General features: G+C 57.4%; 15 protein-coding genes. 5 read left to right on the forward strand and 10 right to left on the reverse strand.

Going from position 1 to position 11733, the window contains the following annotated elements; translation table 11 throughout:
- Nucleotides 1-130: 130 nt before the first annotated feature.
- Genes ruvB through ruvC form a run of 3 tightly spaced genes read right to left on the reverse strand, consistent with a single transcriptional unit; the run spans nucleotide 131 to nucleotide 2310 of the window.
- Nucleotides 131-1189 (reverse strand): Holliday junction branch migration DNA helicase RuvB, encoded by a 1059-nt coding sequence (gene ruvB / locus BUB60_RS02550; RefSeq protein ID WP_073076047.1) that lies wholly within the window; start codon nucleotides 1187-1189, stop codon nucleotides 131-133.
- 18 nt (nucleotides 1190-1207) lie between these two features.
- Entirely contained in the window at nucleotides 1208-1813 is a 606-nt protein-coding gene (gene ruvA / locus BUB60_RS02555; RefSeq protein ID WP_073076048.1) for a Holliday junction branch migration protein RuvA, read from the reverse strand.
- Complete coding sequence (gene ruvC, locus BUB60_RS02560; RefSeq protein ID WP_073076049.1) at nucleotides 1798-2310, reverse strand: crossover junction endodeoxyribonuclease RuvC; 513 nt, start codon at nucleotides 2308-2310, stop codon at nucleotides 1798-1800. Before ruvC ends, ruvA begins: the two co-directional genes overlap by 16 nt.
- Before the next feature lie 388 nt (nucleotides 2311-2698).
- Here ruvC and BUB60_RS02565 point away from each other — a divergent pair, with 388 nt between their 5' ends.
- The 4 genes from BUB60_RS02565 to BUB60_RS02580 all read left to right on the forward strand — a co-directional run bounded on the left by BUB60_RS02565 (nucleotide 2699) and on the right by BUB60_RS02580 (nucleotide 5489).
- Complete coding sequence (locus BUB60_RS02565; RefSeq protein WP_242941130.1) at nucleotides 2699-3469, forward strand: hypothetical protein; 771 nt, start codon at nucleotides 2699-2701, stop codon at nucleotides 3467-3469.
- A gap of 146 nt (nucleotides 3470-3615) precedes the next feature.
- Nucleotides 3616-4467 carry an ABC transporter ATP-binding protein gene (locus BUB60_RS02570; protein ID WP_073076051.1) on the forward strand — a complete coding sequence of 284 codons (852 nt, stop codon included), beginning with the start codon at nucleotides 3616-3618 and terminating at the stop codon, nucleotides 4465-4467.
- On the forward strand, nucleotides 4464-5114 hold the full coding sequence (locus BUB60_RS02575; protein ID WP_073076052.1) for an ABC-2 transporter permease: 651 nt from the start codon (nucleotides 4464-4466) through the stop codon (nucleotides 5112-5114). Before BUB60_RS02570 ends, BUB60_RS02575 begins: the two co-directional genes overlap by 4 nt.
- Before the next feature lie 3 nt (nucleotides 5115-5117).
- Entirely contained in the window at nucleotides 5118-5489 is a 372-nt protein-coding gene (locus BUB60_RS02580) for a GntR family transcriptional regulator (RefSeq protein ID WP_073076053.1), read from the forward strand.
- Between the two features lie 38 nt (nucleotides 5490-5527).
- On the opposite strand, the gene rpsR is transcribed toward BUB60_RS02580, so the two are convergent.
- The 6 genes from rpsR to BUB60_RS02610 form a co-directional block, all read right to left on the reverse strand.
- Entirely contained in the window at nucleotides 5528-5788 is a 261-nt protein-coding gene (gene rpsR / locus BUB60_RS02585; RefSeq protein WP_073076054.1) for a 30S ribosomal protein S18, read from the reverse strand.
- 47 nt (nucleotides 5789-5835) lie between these two features.
- Nucleotides 5836-6297, reverse strand: coding sequence for a single-stranded DNA-binding protein (locus BUB60_RS02590; RefSeq protein WP_073076055.1), 462 nt, complete (start codon nucleotides 6295-6297; stop codon nucleotides 5836-5838).
- Nucleotides 6298-6307: 10 nt separating this feature from the next.
- Entirely contained in the window at nucleotides 6308-6604 is a 297-nt protein-coding gene (rpsF, locus tag BUB60_RS02595) for a 30S ribosomal protein S6 (protein ID WP_073076265.1), read from the reverse strand.
- 246 nt (nucleotides 6605-6850) lie between these two features.
- Nucleotides 6851-7843 (reverse strand): electron transfer flavoprotein subunit alpha/FixB family protein, encoded by a 993-nt coding sequence (locus BUB60_RS02600; protein WP_073076056.1) that lies wholly within the window; start codon nucleotides 7841-7843, stop codon nucleotides 6851-6853.
- Between the two features lie 13 nt (nucleotides 7844-7856).
- Entirely contained in the window at nucleotides 7857-8660 is an 804-nt protein-coding gene (locus BUB60_RS02605; RefSeq protein WP_073076057.1) for an electron transfer flavoprotein subunit beta/FixA family protein, read from the reverse strand.
- A gap of 13 nt (nucleotides 8661-8673) precedes the next feature.
- Nucleotides 8674-9810 (reverse strand): acyl-CoA dehydrogenase family protein, encoded by a 1137-nt coding sequence (locus BUB60_RS02610; protein WP_073076058.1) that lies wholly within the window; start codon nucleotides 9808-9810, stop codon nucleotides 8674-8676.
- A 195-nt stretch (nucleotides 9811-10005) separates the two neighbouring features.
- On the opposite strand from BUB60_RS02610, the gene BUB60_RS02615 reads away from it, so the two are divergent.
- On the forward strand, nucleotides 10006-10569 hold the full coding sequence (locus tag BUB60_RS02615) for a TetR/AcrR family transcriptional regulator (protein WP_073076059.1): 564 nt from the start codon (nucleotides 10006-10008) through the stop codon (nucleotides 10567-10569).
- A gap of 23 nt (nucleotides 10570-10592) precedes the next feature.
- On the opposite strand, the gene BUB60_RS02620 is transcribed toward BUB60_RS02615, so the two are convergent.
- Nucleotides 10593-10877 (reverse strand): hypothetical protein, encoded by a 285-nt coding sequence (locus BUB60_RS02620; RefSeq protein WP_073076060.1) that lies wholly within the window; start codon nucleotides 10875-10877, stop codon nucleotides 10593-10595.
- Nucleotides 10878-11733 lie beyond the last annotated feature (856 nt).

The following is an 11733-nucleotide window of genomic DNA, read 5'->3' on the forward strand; positions in this document are numbered from 1 at the left end:
GGAATCATTCCTTTTATAATCAGATTTTACGCCGCATCTGCGGGCGTCGGGGAACGCGGGCGATTCATGAACCGCCCCTACAATCATTCAAGCCTGTAGGGGCGCTTCACGAAGCGCCCGCCATTCATAATTAAAATGTAAGCTGCTCCGGGCCGGTAAACGACAGGCCCAGGTGCTCGTAGGCCAGGCGCGTGACGCAGCGGCCGCGGGGCGTGCGCGTCAAAAAGCCCTGCTGCATCAGGTAGGGCTCATAGACATCCTCCAGCGTGACGGGCTCCTCGTTGATCGTGGCCGCGATCGTCTCCAGGCCTACAGGTCCGCCGCCGTAGTTTTTGATGATGCTTGTAAGCAGCCGCCTGTCGATTGCGTCCAGGCCGGTCCTGTCAATCTCGAGCTGCGTGAGCGCGTCGTCGGCCGCCGCGCGGGTGATGATGCCCTCGCCGACCACCTCGGCAAAATCGCGCACCCGGCGAAGAAGCCTGTTGGCTATACGGGGCGTGCCGCGGCTCCTGGAGGCGATCTCCGCCGCGCCCTCCGGCTCCGTCGGGATACCCAGCAGCCGCGCCGACCGTTCGACGATCACCTTCAATTCCTCCGGCGTGTACAGCTCCAGCTTCAGGTCAATGCCGAATCTGTCGCGCAGGGGCGACGAGAGCTGGCCCGACCGCGTCGTCGCGCCGACCAGCGTAAAGCTCTTCAGTTCAAGGCAAATCGACGTTGCCGCAGGCCCCTGGCCGATGATGATGTCGATCTGCTTATCCTCCATCGCCGGATACAGTATCTCTTCGATGGAGCGGTTCATGCGGTGGATCTCGTCAATAAACAATATATCGTTTTCGTTGAGATTCGTGAGGAGCGCCGCCAGATCCTTCGGCTTTTCGATGGCAGGCCCCGACGTCTTCCGAAGCGTCACGCCCATCTCATTGGCGATGATGGCCGCCAGCGTTGTCTTGCCCAGGCCCGGGGGGCCGTGGAGCAGCACGTGGTCCAGCGGCTCGTTCCGGCGCTTCGCCCCTTCGATAAAAATGGCAAGGTTCTTTTTGGCCTTCTCCTGCCCGATGTACTCCGTCAGCGTCTGCGGCCGCAGGCTGCCCTCGCCGTCATCCTCGCGCAGAAACGACGTCGTCAGCAGGATCTCGTCGTTCGCATCCCCGCTTTTCTTTTTGTCGTCGGTATAGTCTATACTCATTTCCAAGACTCCATCCGCTTATTTCAGGCTGCTTTTCAAAACGCTCCGGATGATCTCCTCCACCGTGAGGGCATCGAGCTCCATGCCGCGCAGCGCCGTGGCTATCTCCGCCGGGCTGTAGCCCAAAACGGCCAGTGCCGCCTGCGCGTCCGAAAGCTTGGACCCGGCGGCCTCGGCGCCTGCCGGCACGGGAATAAAATCCTGGCCCTTCAGGCCGGCCGATTCCTTGGCGACCTTGTCCTTCAGCTCCAGTATCACGCGCTGAGCAAGCTTTTTGCCGATGCCCGGCGCCAGCGTCAGCATCCGCTCGTCTCCGGCCACGATTGCAACCGCCAGCGTCTCAGGCGTGCCGGCGGAGAGGATCGACAGCGCCGCCTTGGGCCCGACGCCCGAAACGGTCAGCAGCTGCTCGAAAAACCGCTTTTCGCTCATGTCATAAAAGCCGAAGATGTCGAAAGCGTCCTCCTTGATATTGCAGTAAGTGTAAAGCCGCGCCTTCTTGCCGATCTCAAGCCGCGAGAGCGTGTGCGCCGTCGTATAGCAGGCGTAGCCGGCGCCGCCGGCGTCCATCACCGCGAGATTCTGTTCGATGATGGTGACGACGCCCTCTAAATAGTAGAACATATATTGCCTCCGTCGATATTCAAAAGAGAATTTGTGACTCTGGCGTGGCAGATGGCGATGGCCAACGCGTCGGCCGCGTCGTCCGGTCTCGGCACCTCGTTCATGGATAAAAGCCGCCGGACCATCTCCATCACCTGCTTTTTCTGCGCCCTGCCGTAGCCGGCCACCGTCTGCTTCACCTGCAGCGGCGTGTATTCGAACATTGGGATACCCTGCTCTTCCCCCGCCAGGATCAGAACGCCGCGCCCATGGGCAACGGAAATGCCCGTTTTGAGGTTCGTGTTGAAAAACAGCTCCTCCACGGCGATGGCGTCCGGCCTGTAGAGGTCCAAAAGCTCCGAAACGTCGTCGTGAATCTGCCGGAGGCGCAAGGCGAGCCTGGTGCCGGCCTCCGTCCTGATCACGCCGCATCGGACAAGCGACTGCTTGCTTCCCGACGTGCTGATCACGCCGAAGCCGACGGTGGCGATCCCAGGGTCCACACCTAAAATAATCATATGGCTTTATATCCTTAATTCCCAAATCTGCGCGGGTCATTTGAAAGCGGCGCTCATACTATGTAATAGCTTCCGCGAGCCGTTACATACGGCCATTATAGCGCTTTCGCAACGGGTCTCAGTATCTGTTTATATAATGTATCCGACGCAGCGTCCGCGCTTTGCCATTTGTTCATTTTACCACATCGCCGCTGCCGATAGCAACACCAACTCCCCCAAGCCGGCGGGCCGCGGGGCCGCCCGGACATATATCACACTATTCAGGCCGATGCATACACTATATTGAAGCAAACCACACCCATTCTATCATCAAGGAGGAACACAAATGCCAGATCGGGTTTTACCGGGCCCTGTACAGGAAAACGCCTGCATCAGAGAGGCCGTTTGCGTGCATACACGTAAGATATATGATTCCTGCAAAGACAAAGACTGCATTGAAGATCTGCGGCTTTATCCGACCAGGGAATCCCAGTGCTACATAGACAACGCCGTCAGTGTTCGCGCCAAATCGGCAAAGCTTCTGTATGTGACGATCGACGTGGATGAAATAACCTTCAACAGAGGGTACTACACCGTCGACCTCAGATACTTCTACAGGATAAAGGGCGAGGCTTTCTCGCTTGTCAACAGGCCGGCCGAAATCACCGGGCTCGCCGTTTTCGACAAGCGCGTCATTCTTTTCGGCAGCGAAGGCAGCGCCAAGGTCTTCTCCTCAACAACCTCACTGCACGATCTCGATTCCCACACGATCGAAACGACAAATCTCCCCACCGCCGTCGTCGAAGCCGTTGACCCGATTGTTCTCGGGATGAAGCTTGTCGATGTCTGTGACCACCACTCCAATGATGATGTCGGAGTCTTCGAAGTGCCCGGCTTTATCGCCGAGACCTTCCCCAGCGACATCCTGTTCGATCCCACAAGCCGCCGCGTGCTTGTCACCCTCGGCCAGTTCTCCATCATCCGCCTTGAGCGCGACACTCAGCTCCTGATGCCGTCCTACGACTACTGCATGCCGGATAAGGAGTGCATCGGTTCCAACGAAGACGACCCGTGCACGCTCTTCTCCAGAATCCACTTCCCCGTTGACGAGTTCTTCCCGCCCGACACGCTGGAGTGCCCGGAAGGCTACCGCGAAGCAAGAACGCTCGCTGACAGCTAAATTTACATATGGCCACCGCCAAACAAAGCGCCCGCCGAATCGCGGGCGCTTTGCTGTCTATATGATTCACGGCGGCTATTGACACCGGGAATCCAACATGATATATTGTGTATACTCAATATGCACGATTCCAAGGAGGAATCCCATTGGATATCTTATCTGTTCATAACCTGAGCAAAAAGTACGAGAGGTTCGAGTTGAAAAACGTCTCGTTCTCGCTGGAGCACGGCTATATTATGGGCTTTATCGGCCGCAATGGCGCCGGAAAAACGACGACGCTCAAATCGATACTGAATCTGGTCCACGCCGACGGCGGGCAGGTGACAATCCTGGGGCAGGATTTCAGCCGGAACGAGCTGGAGCTCAAGCAAAAGATCGGCTTTATGCTCGGCGGCACCACCTTTTATCCTAAGAAGAAGCTGAAGACCGTGGCCGACGCCGTCAGGCGCTTTTACGACGAATGGGACGACGCGCTTTTCAGTGATTACCTGACAAAGTTCGCTCTCGACCCGGACAAAAAGGTCGAAGAGCTCTCCACGGGCATGCAGGTCAAGTTTGCCCTGGCGCTGGCCTTGTCCCATAACGCCAAGCTCCTGATTTTAGACGAGCCCACCAGCGGCCTCGACCCCGTCTCGCGGGACGAAATCCTGGAACTGTTCCAGGAGCTGATCGAGGACGGCAAGCGGAGCATTTTGTTCTCTACGCATATCACGTCCGATCTGGAGAAATGCGCCGACTACATCACCTATATTAAAAACGGTGAAATTGTCGCCAGCGCCGAAAAGGATGAGTTCCTGGAGCGGTATAAGCTCGTCCGGGGCGGGACGGGCGCCCTGTCCGGGGAGCTTCGGAAAAAGCTGATTGGCTATAAGGAAAATTCGTTTGGGTTCACCGGGCTCATCAGAGCGGCGGAGCTGCCGCAGGGCCAAAATCTGGAGGTATCCCCGGCAGATATAGAATCGGTCATGATTTATTTCGAAAAGGAGCAGAAGCAATGAAAAATCTATTCTATAAGGAATTCAAGCTTGCCATACCCTCGGTCTTTTTAATGTTTTTACTTTTCGGCGCGCTTCTGCTGATTCCCAGCTGGCCGTTTTTCATTGCTTTCGGCTATATTTTTATCGCTTTTATGAACATATTCCTCGTCGGCCGGGAGAATCAGGACATCTTTTTCACGGCGACGCTGCCCGTTCCTAAAAGGGATGCCGTCCGGGCCAGGATTTACGCCATCGCGGCCATGGAGCTCGCGGAGGTCGCCGTGGCGGTGCCGTTTGCCATGGTGAATACGCTCGTCATCAGTCCCCTGGGCAATCAGATCGGCATGAACCCGAATTTCGCATTTTTCGGTTTTGTGCTCATGCTGTACGCCATATTCAACGCAATCTTTCTGCCCATGTTCTATAAAACGGCGCACAAGGTCGGCACCCCAATTCTCATCGCGCTGGCGGCGGTCCTTGTCTATGCCGTGGCGGTTGAAGCCGCCGTCCATACCGTGCCGTATCTTAAAACGAACATCAACGCGCTCGGCGCCGATCATCTGTCCAGCCAGCTGGTCGTGCTGGCCGCGGGCATCGTCCTCTTTGTGCTCATGACACTGTCTTCCCTAAAGCGGTCGATCAAAAACTTTGAAAAGGTAGACCTGTAGGCAATGGATATTGTCCTGTCAAGCTCGTCGGACAAACCGATTTACCGGCAGCTGTTCGAACAGATATCGGCCCAGATCGTCAAGGGTGAGCTGGCGCCGGTTTTTTGCCTCCCACCGATCCGGACTGTCGCCAAGGAGCTCCGCATCAGCGTGATCCCCGTCAAAAAAGCCTGGGAAGACTTGGAGCGGGCCGGCTTCATCTACACAATGGTCGGCAAGGGCTGCTTTGTGGCGCCGCTCCCTCCCTCGGCGCTTGATGACAAGCGTGACACCCTGGCCATCGACAAGCTGAAAAAGGATATCGCCTTTTACAAAGGCCTCGGCCTGTCCCTCGAAGAGCTGCTCGACCTCATCAAGCGCTATTACGACGCGTAAAAAAAGCGCCCGCCTTACGGCGGGCGTTTGCTTTTGTATTAGTCCGTAACGTACGGCAGCAGGGCGATCTGACGGGCGCGCTTGATGGCGACCATCAACTGACGCTGATGCTGTGCGCAGATACCTGTGGTTCTGCGGGGCAGAATCTTGCTGCGTTCGGAAACATAGCGGCGAATTTTCGCCGTGTCCTTATAATCGATGTTCTGGGCCTTGTCGACACAGAACTGGCATACTTTCCGGCGCTTGCGACCGTGGCCTCTGCCATCTCTGCCGTCTCTGCCATCTCTTTCATTAGCCAAAGTAGTTTCCTCCTATTCCGTTGTGATTTAAGTGTGCGGGCCTGGGCTCAGAACGGCAGGTCGCCGTCGTCGTCCTCAAGCTCCGAGAAATCCGAACCGGAAACGGGCGTCTGATACCCTCCGGGTAAATCGTTCTTCTGCTGGGAGTAATTGTAGCTCCCGCCGCCACCGCCGTCGCTTTCCCTGCTCTTTTTGCTGTCGGTAAAGTAGACGTTGTCGGCGACAACTTCCGCGGAGCGGCGCTTGTTGCCGTCCTTGTCCGTCCAGTCGCGAATCTGGAGCCTGCCCGTCACCGCGGCCATCTGGCCCTTTACGAAATACTTGGAGACGAATTCCGCTGTGTTCCGCCACGCCACGATGTCGATGAAATCGGTCTGCCGCTCTCCGCTGTCCTTTGAGGCAAAGCCTCTATCCACCGCCAGGGTGAAGGACGAAACAGGCGTACCTGTCTGCGTGTGCCGGAGCTCAGGGTCCCTCGTCAAGCGGCCCATGAGAACGATTTGATTCATAAGAGTCCTCCTATTCGCCGATAACGGTGATGAGCGAACGCATCACACCGTCTGTGATCTTCAGAACACGGTCAAGTTCTGCCGGGAATTCAGGAGCCGACTGGAATCTCGCCAGGACATAGTAGCCGTCCGGCTTGTCATTGATCAGATAAGCCAGCTTGCGCCTGCCCATCTCCTCAAGCTCGTTAAGTGTACCATTGGCTTCGATAAGGGTCTTAAATTTCCCCACGATCGCGGAAATCTCTTCTTCTCCCTTATCAAGGTCAATGATGTACATGAGCTCATAATTTGCCGATGTTTTTGCCATCATTTGCACCTCCTTCTGGACATATGGCCCCCGGTCGCGCCGGGAGCAAGGATATTGGCCTGCAAAATGCAAGCTAAATAATTATACATGAAATTGGGGGATTGTCAACGAAAAGATAAATATATACGATTCCCGCGCCATCCTCGCAGGGCGTGACGACTTGGCACGCCGTCTTTCGGCAATAAGGCTGACGATGTTACAGCGCCGGGATTTTCGTCCCGGCGCTGTAGGCTCAATTTCAAAATTTTACGCTTTCAGCTTTTTGATGGCTTCCGTCAGAGCCGGGAGAACATCCTTGATGTTGCCCACGATGCCATAGTCAGCCACCTCGAAGATGGGCGCGTCGGGGTCGCGGTTGATGGCGATGACGACGTCGGAGCCGGACATGCCGGCCAGGTGCTGGATCGCGCCGGAGATACCGCAGGCGATATACAGCTTTGGGCTGACGGTCTTGCCCGTCTGGCCAACCTGCGCCACGTGGGAGATCCAGCCCGCATCGACGGCCGCGCGGGACGCGCCGACGGCGCCCCCCATCAGGTCGGCCAGCTCCTTGAGAAGGGCGAAGTTCTCGGTGCTGCCCACGCCGCGGCCGCCGGAAACGACAACCTCGGCGTCCTCCAGCTTGATGCCCTCCGCCACCTCGGCGATCCGCTCGATGATGGAGGTGCGGATCGTGCCGGCCGGCAGGGCGATGTCTTCCTTGATGATTTCCGCGGTGCGGGCCGTGTCGGGTTCGCCGCGCTTGAACGCGCTGGGGCGGACCGTGCCGAGCTGGGGCCGGGCGCCCGGGGTCTCGATGACGGCCAGCTCGTTGCCGCCGTACGCCGGCCGCGTCCACTGGATGGTACCGGTCCCGGCGTCGATCTCAAGGTCCGTGCAGTCGGCGGCCAGGCCTGTCTTCAGGCGGGCGGCCAGACGGGGCGCCAGGTCGCGGCCGCTGATGGTCGCGCCGATCAGGAGCGCCGCGGGCTTATATTTACCTGCCAGCTGCTCCAGGGCATAGGTGTAGCCTTCCGTAGAGTAGTCAGCGTAATCGGCACCGTCCACCACGAGGATCTGATCGGCGCCGTTTGCCACGGCGTCCTTGACCGCCGCGTCCGTGCCGCTGCCAATGACGACGGCGACGAGCTTCTCGCTCACGGCGTCCGCCAGCTTGCGGCCGCCGGTCAGCAGCTCCAGCGTTTTGGCCTGTCCGTTCTGTATATCGATGAGTACCCAGATATTCTTGTAATCGCTCATGTTCCGCTCCCCCTTAAATGACGCCGGCGTCACTGAGGAGCGCCGTCAGTTTTTGCGCGGAAAGCTCGCCGGTCTCTTCCTGAATCTTCAGGCCGCCCTTTTTCCGCTCAGGCACAAATGTCTTGATCACCTTTGAGGGTGAGCCGGCAAGGCCGACGCCGGCGGCGTCAAGGCTCAGATCGGCCGCTGTCAGGACGGGGATCTCCGCGCGGTTGGCGGCCATCTTCGTCTTGACCGACGCGTAGCGCGGCTCGTACGCCGTCTGGGACATCGTCACGACGGCCGGAAGCACGGCAGCCACCACCTCGGCGCCTTCGTCTGTCGGGCGGCGTGCAGAAACCTTACCGCCGTCCACGGTGATCTCGCTGGCGGAGGTGATCTGCGGATAATTCAGGTATTCGGCCAGCTGCGGACCCACATGACCCGTATCGCCGTCGGCCGCCTGCTTTCCGCAGAGAATCAGGTCAAAGGTCACGCCCTCGCGCGCCTCGATGGCCTTGGCGGCGGCGGAAAGCACATAGCTTGTAGCCAGCGTGTCCGAATCGTTCATTACGTCGTCCGTCACCATATACGCCCTGTCCGCGCCGACGGAGAGACAGCTCTTCATGGCGTCCTTCGTCTGCGCCGGGCCCATTGTCACGACAAAAACCTTCGTGGCTGGGTCGGCGTCCTTGATGCGGACGGCCGTCTCCAGGGCATAGGTATCAAATTGATTGACGATGTTCGGCACACCGTCCATAATCATCACTTTTTTCGCGGAATCGACCTTGATCTTCTCGATATCCGGCACCTGTTTGATGCATACCAGTATATTCATCCGTTACTCTCCCTTATCTACCAAATAATTCGCCCGCGATAACGATCTGCTGAACCTGGGAAGTGCCCTCGAAAATGGTCAGCACGCGCGCGTCGCGGTACATGCGCTCGATGGGGTATTCCTTGACATAACCGTAGCCGCCGAACATCTGCAGGCACTTGCTGACGATGTCCAGACCCGTCTCGGTGGCGAAGTACTTTGCCATAGAAGCCGCTTTTGTCGCATCCTCTTTCATATCCATCATATAAGCCGCGTTATAAACCGAGAGGCGGGCGGCGTTCAGCCGCGCCTCGCAGTCGGCCATCAGGAAACGCAGGCCCTGGAAGTCGGCAAGCCTCTGACCGAACTGCTTGCGCTCCTTCATATACGGGACGGCCTCGTCCATCGCGCCCTGCGCCACGCCGATGCCCTGGCAGGAAACGCCGATACGGCCGGTGTTCAGCGTCTTCATCGCGGTGATGAAGCCTCTGTCGATCTCGCCCAGGATACAGTCCTTCGGCACACGGACGTCCTCCAGCACCACGTCGCTGGTGGCAACGCCGCGCAGGCCCATCTTGTCCTCGTGCTTGCCCACGGAAACGCCGGGCAGGCTCATATCGACAATAAAGCTCGTGATGCCCTTGGCACCCTTTTCCGGGCTCGTCTTGGCAAAAATCACCGTGTTCTGGGCAAAGGGCGCACCGGTAATAAAGCACTTGCGGCCGTTGAGGATATAGCTGTCGCCGTCCTCGACGGCACGGGTTGTCATTGACGCGGCGTCGCTGCCGGCGCCCGGCTCGGTCAGGCCGAAAGCCATGAATTCCTCGCCGCTGGCGATTTTCGGAATATACTTCTGCTTCTGCTCCTCGGTGCCCGCCAGGAGCATGGGGGCTGTGGACAGCGAGTTGCAGGAGGACATCACGAGGCTCGCCGCGATGCTCTTCTTACAGATTTCTTCCATGACGCACACATAGGAGCGCGTGTCGAGACCCAGGCCGCCGTACTCTTCGGGAATCTTCAGCCCAAAAAAGCCCATCTCGGCCATGAGGTCATAAATGCGCTGAGGCACTTCGTCGTTCTGGTCAATCTCGTTTGCAATGGGCGCAAGCTCTTTCTCGGCAAATTCTCTCGCCAACGCGCGGATATCATTGTGGTCGTCGTTGAAAAACATGTCTTTCCCTCCAAATATGATTTAACGTCCCCTGTTGACAAAATATGAACACGTTCATTTAACAGTGTGAATATTGTATCATCCGCGGCTGCACACTGTCAAGACACCAGAACTTGCAGGATTGGCAGTATATGTTTATAATGACGTAATGTACGCAGCGTGCGCCCGCGTGCGGAGAGGAGCCGGTATCGAACCATGCCATATAAAAAATCAGAGCTGACAAAAGAGCTCGTTTACAAAGCCGCGCTGGAGCTGATGGAGGAAAACGGGTACCGCGCCGCCACCATCCGTGACATCTGCAAGCGCGCCAACGTCTCCGTCGGCACCTTCTACAGCTACTTCAACACAAAAAGCGACGTCATCCGGGAGATCTACTTTTCGGGCGACAAGTTCTTTCTCGAGTCCGTCACCCCGGAGCTGGAGGGAAAAACCTGTTACGAGCAGCTGCGCCTTTTTGTCCGGTATTATGCCCAGATCAATATAGAAACAGGCCTCGACATCGTCAAGGTGCTGTTCAATCCGGACAACGAATGGTTCCGCCAGACGCGCCCGATGCAGAGCGTCCTGGAGGAGATCATCCGCCGGGGCCAGTCGTCCAGCGCGCTCCGCGGAACCCTGGACGCCGCGCGGATCGTGGATTTCTTCTTTGACCTGCTCCGCGGCATCTGCTATACTTGGTGCGTCTACGACGGCAGCTTCGACCTGGAAACCAGGATGGCCGGTTCCCTGGACCTTATCCTGGACGGCATCCAGGCCTGAACGGTATGGCGCGGCATCCTGTTTTACCCGACAAAAATGACCTGATGCGCCCTGATCCATTTCAGGTGCGACTCTTTGACCCGCCCCGCGTAGTCCCCCGTCAGCGTACTCACCAGAATGTGATCGCCGGCTTTTAATTTTGCTTTCAATATATCCTTGATTTCCCTCGCGCTCAAATCGGTGTCAACGAGCCACTGCGAACTCAGCGGGTGGCAATAGTCGCCCAGAGACGTGATAGCGCCGATCAGTTCCCCATAGTCTTCTTCGGTCCCGTTTTTAAGATCGTAGCTGATTAACCGCACAGACATCGATTGCGCCTCCCTTCTCCACAATAATACATCTTATGGAACAATTTGGCAAGTCCTCCCGAATAACGACAAAACAGGCTGCTGTGATCAGCCTGTTTTTGTCATCCGCTCTTGTGCCGTGCGGCGCCGACGAGTTCCCTCCTTCAGTCGCCTGCGGGAGACAGCTCCCTCGTCTGAGGGAGCCGGGGAAGGATAGGCGACGTGGGCATCGGGCGGTTTTCCTGCCAGCCGTTTTGTGCGGCGCGGCGCCGGGAGGAGCGGACGACCAATGGTCGTCCCTACGGGTAAACAAGAGGATATGCCGTAGGGACGGCCATCGGCCGTCCGCGTTTGTTGGCGCGGCAGCGGCCTGTGGGTAAGGGCCGACGGGGCGATGTGGGCATCGCCCCCTACGACGGATTCGACAGGAAAACAGGCTTGTATTGGACGAAAAAGGGCTTCTATTGGATGCTTTGGGAGTGATTTGGAATAAAAACGCCTGCCAAAGCGCCGAAAAGGGGCTGGAGTGACGTGATATTTTCCTTGATATGTTACGAGAGTATTAAGCGTTTCACGCTTAAAAGCGGGTCAAAGTGTTACAGTTACAGGATAATGGGTTTTTGAGAATCTTTGATTTATGCTATATTTATATTTTTAAAAACGCCGATTGGAGGCATTTGTCGGTTTGTGTCGAATGAGTATGCGGGTGGGAAGACGGCTTTCTTATAACGGAAAAGGCACGCTCAGTATGTTATACTGAGCGTGCCGATGAGGATCACAGCGTGGTCCGATTATGAAAAAAACGCCGGGCGCGGCACGGGAGTCCCTCATCCGGCGCTGCGCGCCACCTTCCCCAAGGGGAAGGCTTGGATTCCCG

The sequence above is a fragment of the Sporobacter termitidis DSM 10068 genome (assembly GCF_900130065.1).
Taxonomy (GTDB): domain Bacteria; phylum Bacillota; class Clostridia; order Oscillospirales; family Oscillospiraceae; genus Sporobacter; species Sporobacter termitidis.